We start from the raw sequence: 21,449 nt of genomic DNA on the forward strand, positions 1-21,449 counted from the left end.
CATTTATTTTCATTTGTCCAGTTTTAATAGTGAAAGGTGAATATTGCAGCTGAATTTCGGAGAAATCAAGCGGAATTCAACCACACGATCATTTCCATCGGAAAGAGATCGAAGCCCGCCACGTTCTGCCTGGGGCCGGTTCAAAATACCGATCCCCAAATGCGTTTGGTACCACCGAACTATTGTATCGCTCGTCCAGGAGATTCCCAATCTGTCCGGATAATTCAATTGCGTAATTACCGATACCCAGTTCGCTACCAACAGATAAATCTATCGCCATATATGCAGAATTCAGATGGGTCGCATCGTCAGATGCCCCGTCAGTGGGGGGTCCGTTAAAATTGTTGGCATAGTAGGAACTGCTGTATCTGCTTGTCACCGAACTCCAAATTCCCAGTGGATGAGAATACCGAATGACACCTGAAAGCGTTGCTTCCGGCACACCCGGAACCAGGTTACCGTCCAACTGCATGGTAGACGTGGAATCTCCATCGGCCACTTCAGTCAGATAATCTGTGAACCGGAAAACCTGCCTTGTGAAGCTAGCTGAGAAGGCCCACTGCGGATGCGGCTGATACTGGACACGGAGCTCACCGCCGGTATTCACGGCCGATCCGGCGTTGGTGAAATAGACAGTTTCCACACCCGGAACATCTGATTGATAGGGGATTAACATATTTCTGACCTGCATATGAAATAGAGCAACGTCCCAGCGAAGGGGCATCCTCTGGAAAAATCCCCGGCTACCGGCTTCAACGCTCCGGATGAGCTCCGGCTCCAGGCTCTGAGAGAACCCGCCTTCCCCGGTGGGTCGATTACTTAATTCACTGGTGGTCGGGGTCTGGAAAGCGGTCGCAAAATTTCCATACATATTCCAGGACCCGGTCGGACGCACTGTAACTCCGAGCATCGGATTAAATTGTTGCATTGTCCGGGCATCAGAATCATCCATGCCATCCCGGATAAAATTATCCTCCACCTGAAACCGGAAATAATTCCATCGTCCGCCGGCATTCAGAGACACCTTTTGATGGACCGGGATTCTCAGTTTCACAAATGGCCCAAGACTCCGCACCGACTCCCACTGATTCAGTAGCTGATATCCCGTACGCACCTGGTCGATTATCCGGGATGGTTCTATTTGCCCTACCAGCGAATCAGCGATCCCGCGATTCTCGTATTCTCTCCGGTGATCCTGCTGAACCGAGGCATCCACACCAGCGGTTACCCCAATATTTCTGTTTAGGATTTGATGCTCGAGGTTTACTACTGACCGCACGCCGCCACTAAACCGTCTGAGGTCAATAATACGCCCTGGTATCGGGTTATACAGGTCCCGGTGAATACCGTATACGGTGCTTTCCCAACTTCCACCATCCGGCAGCTGATACTTCAACGTAAGGCCTCCCTGGATATGGTCAACTTTTTCCCCGGCACCTTGCTGTTTAATGTAGTACCGGGCCATTGTTGGATTCTCAATGGCATCTTTTTTTCCCAGCGAACTAGGATTCAACAGGTAGGGTGCATTGTAATAATGCACAACGCCGGTCATCTGCATATTATCACGTAACTGATAGCGAGCTAATCCTGTCACGTGTGAGTAATTCGCGGCAGAATGCTCTCGGTATCCATCGCTGATTGAGTTGCTTGCATTCAGGAGATAATAATTCGCCCCGGAGCGACTACTGATGGAGCCCGTAAATGCATTGGTGCCAAAAGAACTCCGGGTATACTTCCCGTTGAGGTCGACTTCTTCACGTGGGTTCTCCATTGTGCGCAGTTGGATTACACCCCCTGCAGCGTTACCGTACAGGGTAGCTGCCGGCCCGCGAATTACTTCCACTTCCTGAATCCCGGAGGGATCAACCAGGCCGGTCTGGGCCTGACCATCAGGCATGGTCAAGGGGATATTATCCAGTAAAATCTTCACCCCTCTTACACCGAACTGGGCCCGACTTCCGATTCCGCGCATCATCACCCGTTCCCCCAACGCACGATTATGCCTGTCCTGCGCCGTGACCCCGGGAACCGTCGCAAGCAACTCCGCCATCGCGTATTTATCTGAAAACCGACTGTCTCCGGCAATATCAATTTTACTAATCGCATACGGAACGTCCAGTTGCTCCGCCTGTCCTCTGGTCGCTGTCACAATTACTGGCTGATGGGAGGTGAACACTGCAGAAGAATCCTGGGAAATCTCAACTCGATATTGAGATTTGAGATCTGCTGACCAACAAGCCATCCCCAGAAAGAGGATAAGAATAAAACGGGCTGCTTTATTATTACTGTTCAATATAGAACCGACTGTCGATATAACTCGTTCGGGCGTTTCGTTGTCTAGAATCTTTATAATTTAGGGTTTGGAGTTCACTGAATAAAGCAGGACCGGGCGAAAGCATACTTTTTGCCGACAATATGCCTCCCTCCCGGTCCGTGCATTTCTGATTTTCTTGGAATTACCGACCCCGCATTGACCGATTACCGAGAAGCAGCGGAGAACCGCAAAACTTCATTTTTCACGGGTTTGACCGTTTGGAGATATTCGTAAATCGCCCCCAGATCCTGTTCGGTCATCCCGGCATACATCGTCCAGGGCATAACGGTGTTCATACCATCTTTCGGCACCTCCATCCGGTGGGCATCAGGTGACTCGTACATCTTGAATTTGGCGATGAACTGTTCCTTACTCCAGTCTCCAACGCCGGTTTCGGTGTCGCTGGTGATATTCATCGACCGCACGATCGCACCTGACGGGAATTTAAACTCCATGCCGCCGGCGAACTCCATACCCTCTATAAAATTGCCTTTTTCGGATGGGGTATGACAATCCTTGCAGGCAGCAATATTTGTTAAATATTCGCCATAGGCCAGGGTATCCTGTGGTTCCGGCTTGGTCTTCGGAGCCGCCTCCTGAGGAATCGTGTTCACCAGGAGGTTTAGCGGAAAATTCAACCTCCGTTCCGGATACTGGATATCGCCGCCGGGCTCCAGGCTACGAATGTAGGCAACAATTGCACGAACATCCTCCGTCGCCATATACCGATAGGCCCGGTATGGCATTATGGGGAACAGCGCCGTTCCATCTCTGGAGACTCCGGTGGTTATTGTTCGAATAATTTCGCCATCCGTCCATGCCCCAAGGCTTTTCGGCGTAATATTTTTTGCATAGATTTCGCCCGGTACCCCCATCTCCTCGTTGAACACATCCCCGCCATGTCCCTCCGTTCCAGGAACAATCGGTCCGGAAAAGTACCGGAAGTTTCGCTGGGAATGACAATCTATGCAAACTGCGACGTTATTCGCTAAATATTCCCCTTGGTCAACGAGCTCCGGTGTACTTTCCACCGTCACCTCTAGTGGGGAGCCGACCTTTGGAAACGATGCCTGGAAATAGATATATCCGCCGGCCAGGACGACGACCAGAATCAATACTATTCCCAGGATCACTTTCGTAATCCTTGTCATATCTATTCCTTTGATTTGTGGCTTGTGGGTATCTCTTTGTACTAACGCATCATGGGCAAGCAGGCATAGGTCCCATGAAAGATGCATGGAATTTGAGCGAAAACGCCGACTAAATCAACTCGAATTTTGAAGATGAAGGGATTGCCTGTGAGACTGACAATGCGACCTATTTTTCAGAGATCATCTGTGCTGCGTACCTGGAAAGGAACGAATCGAGGCCTTCGAGATATTGTTGGCGCGAGGTAAATACCACATTATTGTGCGGTCCACGGAGTTCCAGAAACTCTTTGGGAGGATTCGCCGCCTCAAATAATCTTTTCCCGTGCTCGAACGGGACGGTGGTATCATCAATACTATGGGAAACTAGCACCGGGCTATCGACATATTTCAGATGTTCCAGGGTGTTGTAAGGTACCCGCACCAGCAGTTTTACCGGCATAAACGGAAACATTTTCCGGGCCATATCTCCAGCGGAGGTAAATGACGAACCTAAAATGAGCGCGCCCGGGTTCTTTTGTCTTGCCAGCCAGGTAGCGATTGCGCCGCCCAGGGATCGCCCGTAAATCACAATGTTTTCCGGCGCAATATTTTGGTCATTCACAAGGTACTCCCACGCCGCTTCGGCATCCTTGTACGTACCGCGTGCGTCGGGCTTTCCGTCGCTTTTGCCGTATCCCCGGTAATCGATCCCAAAGATTGATACACGCAGGGAGTGGAGCAGTTTTAGATATTCCACCCGATCCGCCAGGTTATTGGCATTTCCGTGGAAATACAGGATGACAGCCCGCGCATCCGGATGCGGGATAAACCAGCCCGCGATATCGATTCCGTCCTGTGTTGTGACGGTTACCTCCTCATACGGTAATCCGACGTCGGCAGGAGTTGAGTGTATGGCGCTGGACGGATGGAAGACAAACTGTTCCTGAAACAGATATAAAAACCCCGCAAAGGCGAGGTATATTATGACAAGTGTGGCGATAAAGGTCGTCATTCGTTTCATTCCAATCCCGACAGGTTAGCAAAATGCTACCACAAGATAGGTGCCCCATTCCGATTTCTCAGTAAATTATTTCAGCGGTACTCAATAGAGAAACGGGATAATACGCCAGGTGCGATTTCGGTATTCCGTGTACCCGCTATAGTGGTCCTCCAACAAGTTCTCCTCATACCGGCATTTCAGGCAAAGTGTCACCAACAATAAAACATACCAAAGAATCCTGAAGATTGTCAGTTTACTTAACACAAGCGGAAGCAATGTTAATAGCACCGAAGTGTACATGGGATGTCGGATTAACCGGTAAGGCCCCCTGGCGACCATCTGTCCACCCTTCACCGTTTCGGGTGTGATGTTAAAGTTGCCAATTCCCATCACCCAGATGCTCCAAAGTCCGAGCAAAATCCCGCCTGCTTCCAGCAATAAAAGTATGAATCCGTCTGCCAGTACCGGTCCCTGAAGTAATATAATTCCTATGAAGAGGAACTGAAAAAAGACGTAGATGTGAGAGTGTTTCATTTCGTTCGTATTTTTACCTTGGATCCATATTTGATCACTCGCCTTTTTCCACTGACGGAAGTCAGGATATTTCCTTTAATGCTTTCTCTGCCGATTTCAACAGGGGTTCCACAGAGATAGAGTTCCCCACGGCCTGCTGCATCCAGTAGTCAGGCGTAATGGATCCCAGAGTACACATCCGCTCCATTTCTTCTGCGAGGTTTTTCCCTTCGATATAGTTCTCGATCTGGAACTGGATAATGTGGCCGATGGGGTAATTCGGCAGGTACAGCGGATAATCGATCATATGGGAATAGACCGCCAGGATCGGCGAATCTTTCACACCAAAAACCGGCGCGAAGTATGTGTTCCAGATATCCCTTGCGATGGAAATAGTCGCCCGCTTCAGTTCTTCCGGTGTCGCATCGGGGTTTTCGTACATCCAGTTCCAGGCGCCCATATCCACTAGTGATACCCCGGCGATTTCGCAAACTGACCAGAGCTGGTTCAGCGCCATCATCTGCTCCGCCTCTGGGTTATCCGGGTCGAGCCCCAGGAGTTCCAGATCTCTGGCCTGGAACACAAACGCGAACGCCTCGGTAAAAGCTGTGTTCGGCACGCCTTCCAGTAGAGTATGATCGATCCGGTTCAGCGAAAAGACCTGTTCCACATTATGACCCAGTTCATGAATGGCGATGTTATACCCCTTATAATTCATCCCGGTTTCCGGTACCCGTGTCCGCAGATGCGCCTCGTCAGAACGCCGGCCTGCGCCCATGGCGTGTCCCGCTCCTCTTGCCGGATCGACTTCTATTTTCGAACTCAGGAATTGCGCCGTATCGTAGCTGAATCCGAGATCGACCAGAATGTTTGGAATGTCTTTCTCAAAGTTGCCGACCGTTGCATATTTTTCGCTAACGATGGCGTTAAGTTTTTCCTCGGGGTAATCCATCCCGGTCCGAAAACCGGTGTACCAAATGTCGAACGGCTGCAGGTCCCGGCCCAGGCGCTTCCGGACCAGGTTGCCGGTTTGCTTGAATTCCTCGGAGGAGAGTAACGTTACAAAGAGTTCCCGTACAGTCTCTTCCGGAATTTCCCGGTACTTTTCGAAGCTCCGGTCGATATAATTTTCATATGTCGGATAATACGGGTCAGCCGCCTGCTGGGCATGGAAGGCATTCAAAAACGTGGCGTACCGTGTATTCGGTTCCGGAGAATTATCTGCATCCTTGCCCGTCACTTCATTGGAATAGACCGCCCACCGGACGTCCGGATTGTTGATGACATCCTCCGGGATCTCCTGGGTGATGATCCGTTGCATTACTTCGTAAATCATCTTCTGGCGCGGGAGTCCATCCGATTCTTTATACTGGGATTTCAACTCATCGCGAAGCCCCCAGTGGGAGATGAGTTTCAGATCTTTCGGGAACAGCGTCTCACCCTTTTCATCCAGGAGATTTCCCATATAGATATTGTAACTGTTGATGTAGCTGTCACCCTTGACATACGCTTCGTGGATCTTCCGGGAGACTTCGGCCGGCACTCGTTCTTCGAAATTCTGCGCCAGGCGCGCTTCCGCCCATTGGCGGCGTGTCCAGTCCGGCCCCTGCTCCAGCATTTCCTCCAGTGTCGGCCGGTCGAAGTTTAGCAGGACGGCAAAGGCAATTTTGCTGGCGTAGAGATCTTCTTCGAGATGTGATGCCGGGCTCAGGTTCGCGATGAGATTATCCACCGGCAGCATGGGACCGGTATTCACGTCGATATGCCAACTCAGTTCCCGGCTAAGTTCGGTGAAGATCCCGTTCACTTGCTCAAAGGTGTGCTCGAACCGGGTGAATGTTTTTTCCAGATTTTCTTCGTCGGCGATAAAATACTCCAGGCAAAAATCGCGAAAGTCTTCCTTGGAGCCATCCTTTTCCTTCCAGAGCATACGCACCTGGTTCACACCGGTTTCGATTCGGTCAGTCTGTTGCTCGCCAAATTTGTCCTGCATTTCCTGAACGACCTGCTTCGCAAACTCCTCGCTAATCATTTTTTCTCCACTCTTTTCTGCCGAGCATCCCATAAAAACATATCCCGTCAGGATAATTGCCAGCAATAACCAGCCGGGATATCTGCCTGAGCCTGAATTCGGATGAAACATTTCATTTACTCCTTTTCGGTTTGCACAAAATATGATGGGGCGAAACGGCTATTTATTTCACTGGGAAAAACGACAAATCCCGGGTCCGCATAAATGATTGCCAATAACAATGCCATGAGAATATAATATACTCCAAACGAGTTCAGAATCGATTTTTCCTGGCTGTAAAAAATACTCATATTCGGATTTTTCACTACTATTTACCTGCATTGTAATTTACATTTCATCTTACGCATTCCTCTTCTCTCTGAGAACAGGCTGTGCGCTCAACACCCCTAAAAATTATGAAAATGGCATTGATTCTAACGGAATTCGGGAGGCTTTCCGCTATGAAGAATCTATTCATTATTCCCCTGGTATTCGCACTATGTACAATTTTCATCGATCCGGTTAACGCCGCCCAGGAACCGGCAGATGCGGGCAAGTGTATGGCCTGCCACAAGGAAAAATCGCCAGGCTTGTATAACCAGTGGTTCGAATCCGCACATGGACAGCAGAACGTCACCTGCATCAGCTGTCATGGTGCCAAAAAGAGCGATTCGGATGCGTTTATGCACGAGGGAGCGCTTATTGCTACACTGGTCACGCCGAAGGATTGTGGTTCCTGCCATAAGAAAGAAGCCGAGGAAGTGGCAAATTCCTATCACGCAACCGCCGGCGAAATCCTCGAATCCAAGGATGCCTATCTGGCACAGGTTATCGGCGGACATCCGGTGACCATCACCGGCTGCGAAAGCTGCCACGGCGCCAAGATCGAGGTCGATCCCGATTCGCCAAACATGCTTTCCAAAGAGGACTGGCCCAACTCCGGGATCGGCCGAATCAACCCGGACGGCTCCAAGGGCTCGTGTAACGCCTGTCATATGCGCCACTCCTTTTCCAAGGCGCAGGCGCGCCAGCCCGAGGCCTGTTCCAAGTGCCACCTCGGCCCGGATCATCCACAGAAGGAGATTTACGAGGCTTCCAAGCACGGCAATACGTATTTCACGAATGTCGATAAAATGAATCTCGATTCGGATCGCTGGGTCGTTGGTCAGGATTATAATATCGCACCGACCTGCGCCACCTGTCACATGTCGGCTACCACGGAACAGAATGTGACCCATGACGTTGGGAAGCGCATCTCATGGACACTCCGTCCGGAAATCTCTGTCCATAAAGATAATTGGAAAAAGAAGCGGGATAGTATGAAGGACGTCTGCAGTTCCTGCCATGAGAACGAGTTTGTCGACGGACATTATTATCAGTATGACGCCGTGGTCAAACTTTATAACAAAAAGTTCGCCGAACCCGCTCAGGAAATCATGTATATGATCCAGGACAAGGGGTTGCTGGAAAATCCGGCCAGTTTCTCAAACGAGATCGAATGGATCTACTGGGAGCTCTGGCACCACGAAGGTCGGCGTGCCAGGATGGGCGCCGCCATGATGGCGCCGGACTACACCTGGTGGCACGGCATCTATGAGGTGGGCAAGCACTTTTACTTTGAATTCCTCCCGCTGGCCAGGGAATACGAAGATTCCGAAGTGGACGCTTATATCGACAGCCTGCTGGAGGAAAATCCCATGCATACCTGGATGAATCAGTCCACCAAATCGCTGAAAGAGAGTATCCGCACCGGGGATCAGCAGAATATTTACAACGAGATGTTCCAGTCCGAATAGCCGCCGGCAGAGGCCCTCATGTGGAATAAATACCTGAACTTCATCCGCGGCGTCGGCGTCAATTGGTACGGGAAGATCGGCGTCGTACTGACGACCTCGTCGTTTTTCACGTTTCTGCTGCTGGAAATTGCCCGCATCGGCGGGTCCCTGACCAACCAGTACATCGGGCTCATCACCTATTTACTGCTGCCGACACTGTTCGTCGTCGGGTTAATCCTGATACCCATTGGGTGGTACAAGTACAAAGCCACCAGGGATAAATCCACATGGGAACTGCTCAACGAACAGTTTCCCCAGGAAGATGTCGAGGCGCGTCGTACCGGTTCGCGGCTGTTTCTCACCGTGGGCATCCTAACGGGCCTCAACGTACTCTTTCTTGCGCTGGCGAGTATGCAGACCCTTCACTTCATGGACAAACCGGTCTTCTGTGGCACGGCGTGCCACAGCGTGATGAATCCGGAGTGGACCACCTACCAGGATTCACCGCACGCCCGGGTGAAGTGCGTAGAATGCCATGTTGGCGAAGGGATTGACGCACTTATCGACTCCAAACTCAACGGCGCATGGCAGATGGTTTCGGCCACGTTCAACCTGTACGAGAAACCAATCCCCACGCCGGTGCACCAGCTGCGACCGGCCCGGGAAACCTGTGAAAAATGTCACTGGCCTTCCAAGTTTTACGGAAGTCGACTGCAGACCGACATCACCTACCGGCCGGACAGCGCTTCTACCCCACTTTACACCACACTAAATCTGAAAATCGACGGCGGCCCCGAAGCCACCTACGCCGGAATCCACTGGCATATCGCCGAGGAAAACACCGTGCGGTATACCTCCATCGATGACGAGCGCGAGACCATCATCGACGTGGAGGTGAAGCAGCCGGATGGCTCCTTCAAAACGTATCGCAATACCCGTCTCTCTGTTGATGACTACGCTCACGAAGATACTGCCAATGTCAGGGCGATGGACTGCATCGACTGCCACAACCGGGCGACGCACATCTACGAAAATCCTGAAAATGCAGTCAATGAGCGGATCCGGCTGGGGAAAATTCCGCGGTCCTTGCCGTACATCAAGCGGGAAGCACTGGCCGCTCTCACTAATAATTACAACGATACTACAGCAGCAAAGCAGGGTATCGCCACCCGGCTTCGTGGATTCTACCGGCGGAATTATCCGAATATTTCGCGGTCGAAATCCGCGGAGATTGACACTGCAATATCGGTGCTCCAGGAGACGTGGCTGCGCAACATCCATCCGGAGATGAACATCATCTGGGGGAGTTATCCCAGCCATATCGGCCATCCAAGCGATGACGCCGGCTGCTTCCGGTGCCATAATTCGTACATGCGGAGCGAGTCAGGAGATGCCATTGATAACGACTGTACGCTCTGTCATTCTATTTTAGCAAACCAAAGCCGGGAGCCGTTCGAATACCTGAACACGATTACGGATGAGGAGCCGGAATCCGCACTGAAGAAGTACCTGCAGCAGGAGTTTTTGAATTATTTTTATGAGTGATGGCGCTTAAAGTAAATTGAGCGACCTCTTTATAATTCGAGCAACTTCCTAAATCTAATGGTTTTTCCGAAAACTTCGTGTTTGAGCACCATGATAAATACCACTAGGACTACTGAATAGCATAAACACTATTGTGAAAGACCATCCATCATACCAATATGTGCGAGTTCGAAGTTTTCTTGATTTTTTTCCCGCAGGGATCTCGATGAGGCTGCCCCCTTTTTTATCAAGGAAAAAGGGGGCATATCGATAGAAACAATGACAATATTTGACCGTATAGCAGTTCAAATTGGATCTAAAACAATATATCTTCATTCTTTTGGGTGAAGTCGAATTCACCGATCCTGCGCCCCGGGATTCGGCGGCGCCTCCTCCCAGTACCGCACAAATTCATTGGTGCGATCTGAGGTGTGCAGGTAAGAAAACCGGGCCACCTGCCGGCCTACATCTTTGACGCGTCGCTCCAGATCCGTATCGGTCATTCGGCCGTTCTCGTCGAATACTTCATACACCCGGGGAATGGACACCTGCTCCGGAATCACCCAGGCGTGCAGCGCCCGTCCGATAGTTCGTAAACTTGTCAGGGCATCCACGCCACCGAGCTGACCCGCTGAGACGCTTACCAGTCCGAGCATTTTCCCCTCGAATTCGTCGAATCCCATCAGATCCAATGCATTCTTCAGAACACCGCTAAAGCTCCCGTGGTACTCAGGCGTCCCCAGGATAACGCCATCAGCATCCTTTACCTGGTCACGCAATTTCTGGACATCACCCTTTTTCGCGGCCTCTGTGTTACTGCCGTCGCAAAACGGCAATTCGAACTCCCGCAGATCGATCAGTGCGGTCTCGTCCCCCAGTTCGGCTGCACCGGCCAGGGCGACATTCATAACTTTTTTGGTATAGCTTCCATCCCGCAGGCTACCACAGATACCTACGATCCGGATTTTTTCATCAGTTTTAATTTGGTTCATAACGTTAGTCAATCCTTCACTGATATATTTTTATGCTTCATCCATTTCATGTATCAATATCTTCGGAGCAAACTTATTGAGTAATAGTCTCAGAACCAAGGGAGCACTCCCGAAGTCGGTCGTCTTTTCGCACCGTTGGCGATCGACTCGGACAAAACAGTGTTTTCCAAACCTTTAAAGCACGTCTCTCCCTCTCTTCGGAAGAGAGGGAGAACAAGTGGGTGAGTTGTGTTTGAAATAGCAAAGGCAGCTTTTCACTTTCGAAATTGGATATTAGACATTCGGAATTCATGTTCACCATAAACAACGAACATTATTTTCTTTCACTTTTCTTCTTTTACCAATTACTCATTTTCCCACCCCGGTAAGTTGGGCTCAAAGCGACCCCTTTTAGTCAATTTGCTCTACAATCTCCCCTTATACCTTACACCCTATACCTTCTTCCCTTTAAACAAACCTGGTTATCTGAATAAAAGTACGATTAGGAGACACCCCCACCCCGAACACCATCTCCAAACAAACCGAGTTCAAACGTGGATCTGCACAGGAAATTATCCTAACTTTGACCAATCAAATTTTTAACCTCCCCCCGGTAGAAAATATAATCGAAATAGTGAGGTAAATTATGTCGGAAAAATTAAACAAGTACAGTTCCCGCTTAACCCAGGAACGCTCCCAGGTCGGCTCCCAGGCGATGCTGTACGGTATTGGTCTGTCGGAAGAGGATATGGCTAAGCCGCAAGTCGGAATCGCCAGCATGGGCTGGGACGGAAACCCATGTAACATGCACCTGAACGACCTGGCGCAGCACGTGAAAACCAGCGTAAATAATTCCGATTTGGTCGGGCTCACCTTCCACACCATCGGCGTCAGCGACGGAATTGCCATGGGAACGGAAGGGATGAAATACTCCCTGCCTTCCAGAGATATTATTGCCGATTCCATCGAAACGGTGATGCGGGCCCAGTGGTACGACGCCAATATCTCTCTGGCGGGGTGCGATAAAAATATGCCGGGCTCGCTTATGGCCATGGCTCGGGTGAATCGGCCGAGCATCATGGTTTACGGCGGCACGATCCGTCCCGGATGCTACGACGATAAAAAACTGGACATCGTCTCGGCATTCGAGGCGTACGGCGAATATCTCTCCAAAGAGATTGACGAGGATGAACTGGACAACGTGCTGAAGCACGCCTGTCCCGGCGCCGGCGCCTGTGGCGGGATGTATACGGCAAATACCATGGCCTCTGCCATCGAAACCATGGGGATGAGTTTGCCGTTCAGTTCCTCGGTTCCCGCCACACACGAAGACAAGGTCAACGAGTGCAAGCGTGCGGGTGAAGCGATTCGTCATCTGCTGGAAGAAGACATCAAGCCCAAAGATATCATGACCCGCGAAGCGTTCGAGAATGCCATCACCATTGTGATGACATTGGGCGGCTCAACCAATGCCGTACTGCATCTCCTGGCCATGGCGCAGGCCGCTGAAGTCGATCTGACCATCGATGACTTTCAGGAAATCAGCGACCGGACGCCGTACGTCGGCGACCTGAAACCCAGCGGCCAATTCGTGATGGAAGATCTTTACAATGTTGGCGGCGTTCCTGCCGTCCAGAAGATGCTGCTGCGTGAAGGCTACCTTAACGGTGAATGCATGACCGTCAGCGGAAAGACGCTGGAGGAAAATCTGGAGGAGGTTACTGCGCTGGATGAAGGTCAGGAGGTCATCTTTTCACTGGATCACCCCATCAAAAAATCCGGACATCTGCAAATTCTGTACGGTAATCTCGCAGAAGACGGCGCCGTCGGGAAAATCACTGGCAAGGAAGGGGAATATTTCTCCGGCACCGCCAGAGTGTTTGATTCCGAGGAGGAGGGACTGCATGCCATCGAGGATGGAGTGGTCACCGAAGGTGATGTGGTGATTATCCGCTACGAGGGCCCCAAAGGCGGCCCGGGAATGCGGGAGATGCTCTCTATCACCTCGGCAATCATGGGCGCAGGACTGGGAAAAAAGGTCGCGCTCATCACCGACGGACGTTTCTCCGGCGGCAGCCACGGATTCGTCATCGGCCACGTAACACCCGAAGCCCAGGTCGGCGGAAATATTGCGCTGGTGCAGGACGGCGATACCGTGACCATCGATGTCGTGGAGCGCGCCATCAATATCGAAGTCCCGGAAGAAGAATTGGAAAAACGCCGAAAACAGTGGTCGGCGCCCACGCCAAAAATAACAACCGGCTCCCTCCGGAAATATTCCAAACTGGTCTCCTCCGCTTCCGAGGGTGCCGTTACCGATAAATAAGTGATAAAAATCTAAGAAGAAAAGGCCGCCTCCTGTCCGGGAAGCGGCCTTTTTCTGTGACTAACGGACGTTTTGATTGCGGCTTATTTCCGTCCGTTTAATCCGGTCTTGAGTATATCTAACGCCTCCTCGTTATTAGCCTTTGTCATGTGCGGAATCCCAGTAACTTCTTCGGTTTCCATGTTTGCCGACATCAGGTCTTTCCGGTTCAGCGTATGGATATCAAACTTCCGCACGCCAGCCATAAACTGCTGTAGTCCGGCGCTCAGTTTGTCTGCATAGTTCCACATCGCCACGGCGCCCAGCGGGATATTTTTCATCTCCTCCGGACCAATAAGGTCTTCCACGTCGTACCATCCGGCGAAGATCCGTTCCGGGGTTTCGCCGTATTTATTCACCGTCGACGGCAGCTTGTTCCAGTTGCCGTTCAGTTCTTCCTGCCGTTCCGGATCGAAGACGCCCTGAATATTCGCACCCACGAATCCCGGAATCATGGGTGCCCGGCCCATGCAGACCAGTTTTGCATACGGTGAACCCAGCGCCAGCGCCTTAAAGATGTGATCTTCCCTGGCAAAACCGCCTGCGAATGAGAGATCCGGCACATCGATTCCGTGCTCAGCCAGCGTATCGGCATATTCGACGGCCTTCGAATGCAGGTGCACAGAGGGGATTCCCCAGTGCTCCATCATATTCCAGGGGCTCATTCCGGTTCCACCGCCAGCGCCATCGATGGTGACCAGGTCGAGTTTGGCATCGGCGGCAAACCGCAACGCCATAGCCAATCCCTGCATATCATATGCGCCGGTTTTCAGGGAAATTCGTTTGAATCCAAGGCCACGCAGGTACTCCACCCGTTCCATAAATTGCTGCTTCAGATCATCCGTGGTGGGCGCGTCGGTTCCACCTAACCGGCTGTGCCGCGCAAAGCTGCGGATGGCCCGGGATTTATACGCTTTTTGGATGGTTTCGGACGTGGGATCGGGATCGACAACATACCCTCGTTCCTTCAGGAATTTTGCATAGTCCAGACTCCTGACCTGGATTTCGCCGCCGATATCCTTGGCGCCCTGCCCCCATTTCAGTTCGATAATGACATCATCACCATAATGCTCGGATACGTATTCGGCCACGCCGTTTCGGGTATCTTCTACGTTCAGCTGAACGAATATCCCCCCGTATCCGTCATGCATATACCGCTGATACGTCTGAATACGTCGGTCCAGCTCCGGTGCGTTAACCACGCTGCCATCTTCCAGTTCGGCTTCCTGGTCTACGCCGACTACGTTCTCTCCGATTACAATCGGAAATCCGACCAGTGCGCTTCCAATGGCAAACGAATCCCAGTACTTCCGGGCGATTTCGGTTGAACCGAGGGCGCCTGTCATTATCGGAACCCGGCTTTTGGTTTTGACCTCTCTGCCGAATTCGGTTTCGATTTTGACATTGGGGAAAATACAGTCGTCCGCTGAATTCTGTAACCCGGGCGGAAGCCCCTCCGCGCCGTGGACGTAACCCTGAATTCTCAAACTATGGTAGCCGACACCCTTCGGGGAAATGTTGGCGCTGCCTGCGGTGATGTCACCAAAATCTCTGGGATACAGGATTTTACGACCAATAATTGAGGAGAGCCACGTTTCGCATTTGCCCTTGCAATCTGCCCGACACAGGGTGCACAAGCCGGATTCGGCCGCATCCCCACGGTTAACAGTTCCAAGCGCATCGTTCCTGCCTCGCCATTCTTGCATAAACCTATCCTCCGGTTTCTTTTTGAGGTTTGATTGTAATCTATGTACGGCGATACCGCGTCCACGGCATCACTGTTATGCGAGACAGTAAAACAAATTGGGGGGATGATCTGCGCAGGGTAAAAATGACCCAATACAGATTAGAGCGGGGGGATTTTGGTGAGTCCGGAAAGATTCCACAGCAGAGGTTGTTACGGAAATTCTACCTCTGCTGCGTGATCTTCATATCCCGGAAGTGTGCGATTCCAATAAACGGAATCCCGGCGAAATCGGTAATTATCCGACTTCTTTCATCTTCTGTTCAAGCGTTTCCATCAGATTGTCAAACGGCTTGATGAATTTCTGGATACCTTCATCCAGCAGGCGCTGTGTAACGTAATCAAGGTCAATATCGAGCTCGTACATATTCATAAGCGTTTCTTCCGATTCCTCGATACCTTCTTCAACCGTATTTTCTTTCAGCGTACCGTGGTCGGCAAACGCGTCAATGGTTTTATCCGGAAGGGTATTCACCGTATTTTGTCCAATGAGTGAATCCACGTAGCGCACGTCGCTATATTCCGGATTCTTGGTGCTGGTACTCGCCCACAACGGACGCTGTACTCGCGCACCCTTCTCTTCCAGGAGTTTCCACCGTGCCGATCCAAAAATCCATTTATAACTCTGATAGGCAAGTTTCGCGTTTGCAATGGCCGACTCGCCCATTAATTCTTTGGCAAGTTTTTTCTCCTCGGTGTTATCAGTGCCGTAGATGCGGTGCTCCAACAGTTCATCGACCAATACATCCATCCGACTCAGGAAAAAGCTGGCAACCGATGCCACCGATTTCAGCGGCAAGCCTTCCGCTGCGCGCCGTTCCATAGCCCTGATATATGCATACGCCACATCCTCGTAACTCTGAATGGAGAACAGCAGCGTTACGTTAACGTTAATACCTTCATACAGTGCTTCTTCGATTGCCGGGACGCCGGCCGGGGTTCCCGGAATCTTGATGAAGCAGTTCGGCCGATCAACCTTTTTGAACAGACGCCGAGCCTCATTCGCAGTACCTTCCGTATCATGGGCAAGATACGGTGAGACTTCCAGGCTCACATAGCCGTCAGCCCCATCGGTTTCGTCGTACAAGCCACGCAGTTCATCACACGCGTCCTGCACATCTTTTACCACAACCGCTTCGTACACTTCATCCACTGATTTGCCGGCTTCGGTCAATTCCCGGATCTGGTCATCGTAATCGTCGCTCTGGGTAATCGCCTTCTGAAAAATACTGGGATTGGAGGTGATACCGCGCAAGCCCTGTTCTTCCACACGGTTTTTCAGTTCTCCGGATTTAATCTTTCCGCGGGTGAGGTTGTCTAGCCAGTAACTTTGGCCGTAATTAATAAGCTCCGTTAGTCGATTCATATCATTTTCCTCTGCTCAGTAATTATTTCAATTCTCTTCCGCACTCAGTTTTCCGAAAGCATAGTAATGTAATGATTTCTGATATAGTCCTCAACAGTGCAAGTGACTTATTCAAACAATATTTTTCTAATTTGAATTATTCATAAATATTGCTTTAAAACCTCCTATTCCAGATCTGGAAGTAGTTTCGACCCAAATTTACGCCGTATTATAGTCGGGAATTTTTTTAGTAGAGACACGCCATGGCGTGTCTCTACTACCGCTTATTTTTTATAAAGTTACGTGAATTTTGACAATTATAAATTTCCAAATTTATGAATTAATCAGGTTAACCTGATTAATTCATAAAATAGCAGCACCTTTTTCGGCAATCAAATAGTACAAATATTCAGTGAGCTCTTCTGAACCAAAGGAAGGATTGGAAATGTTCCAAGTAGAGCCGTTCCATGGAACGGCTCTACCCAACTGAAAATATTGATATTAGCACGCCTAAAATTCGTACATTTATTTCGATTTATGAATAATTCAGGCTAAGTCCTAAGACTCACCCCAACGAGTAAAAACTTCACCAAATAAAGAGGATTTTGTTTTTTTCATCCACACTTTTTTCCCGACGGATCGGGACAGGTAAAAAAAGTGTGCAAAAATCCGGCTGGAATACTGGTTTGAAAACGCTGGCGGCTCGCTTCAGGTGGGAACCAGAACTCCCTCCAGCTTACTGGCTGTCGGTCAAACAGCTGGTTCCCACTTTCTTTCGCTCACCGAGCGTTGGAACAAACCAGTATTCAAGGCCGATAAATATCGAAATTTTAGGCTTCGTCCTCAACACAACATGTGGGTTTATCCCACTTTTATCTTGATACGCTTGTGCGGAATACTTGCACGCTAAAAGCGGGCCAAAAAATCAAGGCTGTGCGCTTGTATGGAACACTTGGACATTAATTAATTTTGGAAACTTCTACACCTCACTCCAGGCCAAAACCGAAACTCCCCGTGGTCAAACAGTCGGTTTTGGCTGTCTTTTGTTCGGCAGAAGTTTCATCAAAATTAATTGCAAGGCCATATACAAGCCATGGTTTTGTTTTACCCGGAAACTCAGTGTTTGAGCACCCCAATAGGAACTATAAGAGCGGAATTTCTGATATAAAATTTAGTATGTAAGACCATTTATCGGATAGGGAGTGCGAGTTCTGAGTTTCCTTGATTTTTTCTGTCCCCTTTTTCATCAAGGAAAAAGGGGACAATAGATCAGAAAAGAGTTATTCCTCCCCATTGGGATTATCATACAGCCCCTCGGCCAGATCGGCGGAGGTGAGGATTCCCTTAATCATCGCCGAGCTAAATCCTTCGTGCTCCATCCGGTTGAGTCCGCCGATAGTGCAACCTCTGGGCGTGGTGACTTTGTCGATTTCGGACTCGGGATGGTGCTTCGACTTCAGGAGCAGCGATGCGGCGCCCTTGGCGGTCTGCGCGGCCATGATTAGGGCTTCTTCGGAATGAAAACCGATTTCGATGCCACCCTGTGAGGCTGCACGAATCGCCCGAAGGAAAAAAGCAATGCCGCATGCGACGAGCGCCGTTGCCGGCGTCATCCGGTTTTCGTCTAACACCACAACCTGGCCAATAAGCTCGAACAGGGTACGTGTCGCATCGATGGCATCTTCGCTGCCGGGACGAGCGGCGATACACGTCATGGATTCGCCAATTTCAATGGCGGTATTCGGCATCACCCGAACGACCGGGACATCCTTCTCCAGGTGCTTCAGGATTTCGTTAATACTCACCGCCGTCACTATTGACATCAGGATATGCTTTTGCGGATCGATATCGTCCTTTATCTGATTTAACAGCCCGACAAGCTGCTGCGGCTGTACCGCGATAATCACCAAATCCGCCGAGCGGACGGCTTCCCGGTTATCCTTGGAGATATGATATCCTTCGTCCTCGAACTCCTCGATGAACTGGAGATTCCGCCGGGTCAGCGTTACCTGATCAGCATCCACTTTCCCCGACTGCACAAAACCCCGGGCGATGGCCTGCCCGATATTTCCTGCGCCGAGGACAGTAATCTTCTTTGCAAAAATATCGTCACTCATAACACACGTATCCCTTCTGTTCTGTAATTTGGATTCCCATTCGAATGCCAGAAAATTTTGTTAGGATTATTTAAATATACCCGATAATAAAAAAAGAAACAGCCAAATCAACCGGCATCTCATTAGAGGTGGCTGCCGGGCACCCTCCCCCCAGAAGGCATCCGACAGCCATTGTGTTCCCCCTAATAGTCTTCAGAAATTTTTCTGTAGGCATCCCGGAACGGCACACCCTGTTTCACGAGTTCATACGCCCGCTCGGTTGCATATAATTCCGCAGTCATTGATTCTGCACACCGATCCCGGTTAACCCCGAGATTTTCCAGTGCGTAAGTCATAATGTCCAGAGATTCCAGAGTCGTCCGGAGTCCGCGCATGACCGGTTCCTTTGTCAGTTGCAAATCCCGGTGATATCCGGATTGAAGATTTGCTGCAATATTTTGCGCCTGCTGCTGCCAGCCAGCTACCTGATGATACTTAGCTCTCACTAATTCAAATACGTCCGGATTATTCTTCTGCGGCATAATGGAACTCCCGGTACATAACTTTTCCGGCAATTCGAAGAAACCGTAGGCCGGAGCGCTGTAGTTCACGAGATCCGATGCCATTTTATTCAAATCCAGCATAATCATACTGCATCCGTGCAAAATCGTCGCTTCGTATTTTCCGCGACTGTTTTGCGTAGCGATCGGATTCTCCTGCACTCGGCTGAATCCCATCGCCTCCGCAGTCATTGCTCTATCAAGGTTCAGCGGCACGCCGTAACCGGCGCCGGCACCCAGCGGAGACTGATCCAGCATCTCCAGCGTACTTTCCAGGAGGATTTTGTTATCCTCCATTCCGGAAATAAATGCGTTAACCCACATTCCCATGGAGGACGGCATTGCTTTTCTTGTGTGGGTGAATCCCGGTATCTCCACTTCGCCGAATCTTTCATCAAATGCGTTGGCCGATTCATTGAACCGGTCAATTTCCTTTACCATGGAATCTAATTGCTTCCGGTAATACAGCCGGAGCGCCGTCACGACCTGATCGTTCCGGCTCCGACCGGTGTGAATCTTTTTCCCCGTGTCTCCCAGCGATTCCGTGAGCCGCTCTTCGATGGCCGTGTGGCAGTCTTCTTGTTCCGGGGAAATCGCGAATTCACCGAATTCGGCTTCGGCCTGGATTTTCTCGAGTTCCTCAACCAGGGACTCGACTTCGGCAGACTCGAGAATTCCAATAGCGCCCAACATCTTTGCGTGGGCTTTGGACGCCTCACAATCGTAGACGACTAGCTCCTGATCGAGTTCGTAGTCATCCCCGACCGTAAACGCTTCGATCCGCGAATCGGTATCGGAGTCAGGACTCCACAGTTTCATTGAGCAGCTCTTCCTTGATAATGCGCCAGTCATACGGTCGGCCATCCCGCAGCACCAGGTTGTGTGCCTTCAGCCGGATAGCGCTAATATTGATAAATCCTCTGGAATCGGTGGCGTCAAATCCGCCCTCCACTTCCATGGAAGACATATCCTGGTCATACAGCGCTGTCGGAGATTTCCGGCCGGTAACGTAGACATTCCCTTTGTACAGAGAAACAATCACCGTACCGTCGATCGCCTCCTGGCTTTTGTTAAATGCGCTCATGATAAAATCCATCTCCGGCGAAAACCAGTAGCCGTTGTAGATCAACTCGGAGAATTTCGGAATCAGCATATCCCGGAGATGCATGACCTCTTTGTCCATGGCCAGTCCCTCCAGGTCGCGGTGTGCTTCCCAGAGGATGGTGGCGCCGGGAGTCTCGTAGATTCCTCTGGACTTAATGCCGATGTACCGGTTTTCCACCATATCCACCCGGCCGATACCGTTCTCGTAGGCCAGGTCATTTAAATACTCAAACAGCTCCAGCGGGTCATCTTTTGTGACATCATCATTCAGATTGGTCACCTTTACCGGGTTGCCGTTCCTGAACTGGATTTCGACTTTGGTCTCCTCGTCCGGCGCATCTTTGGGAGACTTCGTCCGGCTGTAAACTCCCTCCGGCGCCTCGTACAGCGGATCTTCCAGCTCGCCCGCCTCGTGACTGATGTGCATCAGATTCTCGTCTTCGCTGTAAACCTTCCCGTTCGTGGACGAAATCGGGATTCCGAATTTTTCTGCGTATGCCTGCAGATCTGCACGACCTGCGAATTGGTCAAGAAATTCCGGATTCTTCCACGGGGAGATCACCGTAATCTTCGGATTGAGTGCGTAATACGTGAGTTCAAACCGTACCTGATCGTTGCCTTTGCCTGTGGCGCCGTGAGCGACGTATTGCGCGCCTTCTTTGTCGGCGATTTCAATCTGGGCTTTCGCCAGGAGCGGCCGCGCCAGAGATGTCCCCAGCAGATAACGACCTTCGTATCGCGCGTTTCCCCGGAGTGCCGGAAAGATAAACTCGGTGACAAACTCCCGTCGCAGATCTTCAACATACACCTTGGAGGCACCGGTTTCCAGCGCCTTTGCCCGGACGGCGTCGAAGTCCTCCTGCTGTCCCACGTTTCCGACGAAGCAGATGACCTCGTAGCCCTGGTTGTCGAGCCATTTGAGGAGGACTGAGGTATCCAGTCCTCCGCTGTAGGCCAGTACTACCTTTTTTGATTCCATTACGGTTCTAAACTTTCC

14 protein-coding genes are annotated in these 21,449 nt (G+C 50.7%); 3 read left to right on the top strand and 11 right to left on the bottom strand.

Translation table 11 applies throughout. The features are described from left to right. Positions 1 to 88: 88 nt before the first annotated feature. The 5 genes from K9N57_12645 to K9N57_12665 all read right to left on the bottom strand — a co-directional run bounded on the left by K9N57_12645 (position 89) and on the right by K9N57_12665 (position 6,989). Entirely contained in the window at positions 89 to 2,176 is a 2,088-nt protein-coding gene (locus tag K9N57_12645) for a TonB-dependent receptor (protein ID MCF7805032.1), read from the bottom strand. Between the two features lie 302 nt (positions 2,177 to 2,478). Next, the gene (locus K9N57_12650) at positions 2,479 to 3,465 is read right to left on the bottom strand and encodes a c-type cytochrome (GenBank protein ID MCF7805033.1); all 987 of its coding nucleotides are present in this window, start codon (positions 3,463 to 3,465) and stop codon (positions 2,479 to 2,481) included. A gap of 166 nt (positions 3,466 to 3,631) precedes the next feature. After that, a complete protein-coding gene (locus tag K9N57_12655) occupies positions 3,632 to 4,465 on the bottom strand; it encodes an alpha/beta fold hydrolase (protein MCF7805034.1) in 834 nt (277 codons plus the stop codon). A gap of 81 nt (positions 4,466 to 4,546) precedes the next feature. Continuing rightward, entirely contained in the window at positions 4,547 to 4,978 is a 432-nt protein-coding gene (locus tag K9N57_12660; GenBank protein ID MCF7805035.1) for an isoprenylcysteine carboxylmethyltransferase family protein, read from the bottom strand. A 61-nt stretch (positions 4,979 to 5,039) separates the two neighbouring features. Beyond that, positions 5,040 to 6,989 (bottom strand): hypothetical protein, encoded by a 1,950-nt coding sequence (locus K9N57_12665; protein MCF7805036.1) that lies wholly within the window; start codon positions 6,987 to 6,989, stop codon positions 5,040 to 5,042. Positions 6,990 to 7,429: 440 nt separating this feature from the next. Here K9N57_12665 and K9N57_12670 point away from each other — a divergent pair, with 440 nt between their 5' ends. Continuing rightward, complete coding sequence (locus tag K9N57_12670) at positions 7,430 to 8,764, top strand: hypothetical protein (GenBank protein ID MCF7805037.1); 1,335 nt, start codon at positions 7,430 to 7,432, stop codon at positions 8,762 to 8,764. Between the two features lie 18 nt (positions 8,765 to 8,782). Then, on the top strand, positions 8,783 to 10,288 hold the full coding sequence (locus tag K9N57_12675) for a NapC/NirT family cytochrome c (GenBank protein MCF7805038.1): 1,506 nt from the start codon (positions 8,783 to 8,785) through the stop codon (positions 10,286 to 10,288). A 335-nt stretch (positions 10,289 to 10,623) separates the two neighbouring features. Here K9N57_12675 and K9N57_12680 read toward each other — a convergent pair whose 3' ends face one another. Next, complete coding sequence (locus K9N57_12680; protein MCF7805039.1) at positions 10,624 to 11,259, bottom strand: NAD(P)H-dependent oxidoreductase; 636 nt, start codon at positions 11,257 to 11,259, stop codon at positions 10,624 to 10,626. Between the two features lie 625 nt (positions 11,260 to 11,884). Between K9N57_12680 and ilvD the strand changes: the two genes are divergently transcribed. Further along, a complete protein-coding gene (ilvD, locus tag K9N57_12685; protein ID MCF7805040.1) occupies positions 11,885 to 13,564 on the top strand; it encodes a dihydroxy-acid dehydratase in 1,680 nt (559 codons plus the stop codon). 83 nt (positions 13,565 to 13,647) lie between these two features. Here the strand turns inward: ilvD and K9N57_12690 are convergent, their stop codons facing one another. The 5 genes from K9N57_12690 to K9N57_12710 form a co-directional block, all read right to left on the bottom strand. Then, positions 13,648 to 15,309 carry an FMN-binding glutamate synthase family protein gene (locus K9N57_12690; protein ID MCF7805041.1) on the bottom strand — a complete coding sequence of 554 codons (1,662 nt, stop codon included), beginning with the start codon at positions 15,307 to 15,309 and terminating at the stop codon, positions 13,648 to 13,650. 276 nt (positions 15,310 to 15,585) lie between these two features. Then, a complete protein-coding gene (gene tal, locus K9N57_12695; protein MCF7805042.1) occupies positions 15,586 to 16,713 on the bottom strand; it encodes a transaldolase in 1,128 nt (375 codons plus the stop codon). Positions 16,714 to 17,972: 1,259 nt separating this feature from the next. Beyond that, the gene (proC, locus tag K9N57_12700; protein MCF7805043.1) at positions 17,973 to 18,809 is read right to left on the bottom strand and encodes a pyrroline-5-carboxylate reductase; all 837 of its coding nucleotides are present in this window, start codon (positions 18,807 to 18,809) and stop codon (positions 17,973 to 17,975) included. 182 nt (positions 18,810 to 18,991) lie between these two features. Then, positions 18,992 to 20,167, bottom strand: a complete 1,176-nt coding sequence (argH, locus tag K9N57_12705; protein MCF7805044.1) for an argininosuccinate lyase — start codon at positions 20,165 to 20,167, stop codon at positions 18,992 to 18,994. Continuing rightward, positions 20,148 to 21,431, bottom strand: a complete 1,284-nt coding sequence (locus K9N57_12710) for an argininosuccinate synthase (GenBank protein MCF7805045.1) — start codon at positions 21,429 to 21,431, stop codon at positions 20,148 to 20,150. Before K9N57_12710 ends, argH begins: the two co-directional genes overlap by 20 nt. Between the last annotated feature and the right edge of the window lie 18 nt (positions 21,432 to 21,449).

Source organism: Candidatus Neomarinimicrobiota bacterium (assembly GCA_021734025.1).
GTDB lineage: Bacteria > Fidelibacterota > JAANXI01 > JAANXI01 > JAANXI01 > JAANXI01.

What these genes read in the sequence shown, in the direction of transcription:
- K9N57_12680 (MCF7805039.1), bottom strand. Translation starts at nt 11,259, where the DNA reads ATGAACCAAATTAAAACTGATGAAAAAATCCGGATCGTAGGTATCTGT.
- K9N57_12670 (MCF7805037.1), top strand. Translation starts at nt 7,430, where the DNA reads ATGAAGAATCTATTCATTATTCCCCTGGTATTCGCACTATGTACAATT.
- proC (MCF7805043.1), bottom strand. Translation starts at nt 18,809, where the DNA reads ATGAGTGACGATATTTTTGCAAAGAAGATTACTGTCCTCGGCGCAGGA.
- K9N57_12650 (MCF7805033.1), bottom strand. Translation starts at nt 3,465, where the DNA reads ATGACAAGGATTACGAAAGTGATCCTGGGAATAGTATTGATTCTGGTC.
- ilvD (MCF7805040.1), top strand. Translation starts at nt 11,885, where the DNA reads ATGTCGGAAAAATTAAACAAGTACAGTTCCCGCTTAACCCAGGAACGC.
- K9N57_12675 (MCF7805038.1), top strand. Translation starts at nt 8,783, where the DNA reads ATGTGGAATAAATACCTGAACTTCATCCGCGGCGTCGGCGTCAATTGG.
- K9N57_12665 (MCF7805036.1), bottom strand. Translation starts at nt 6,989, where the DNA reads ATGATTAGCGAGGAGTTTGCGAAGCAGGTCGTTCAGGAAATGCAGGAC.
- argH (MCF7805044.1), bottom strand. Translation starts at nt 20,167, where the DNA reads ATGAAACTGTGGAGTCCTGACTCCGATACCGATTCGCGGATCGAAGCG.
- K9N57_12655 (MCF7805034.1), bottom strand. Translation starts at nt 4,465, where the DNA reads ATGAAACGAATGACGACCTTTATCGCCACACTTGTCATAATATACCTC.
- K9N57_12690 (MCF7805041.1), bottom strand. Translation starts at nt 15,309, where the DNA reads ATGCAAGAATGGCGAGGCAGGAACGATGCGCTTGGAACTGTTAACCGT.
- K9N57_12710 (MCF7805045.1), bottom strand. Translation starts at nt 21,431, where the DNA reads ATGGAATCAAAAAAGGTAGTACTGGCCTACAGCGGAGGACTGGATACC.
- tal (MCF7805042.1), bottom strand. Translation starts at nt 16,713, where the DNA reads ATGAATCGACTAACGGAGCTTATTAATTACGGCCAAAGTTACTGGCTA.
- K9N57_12660 (MCF7805035.1), bottom strand. Translation starts at nt 4,978, where the DNA reads ATGAAACACTCTCACATCTACGTCTTTTTTCAGTTCCTCTTCATAGGA.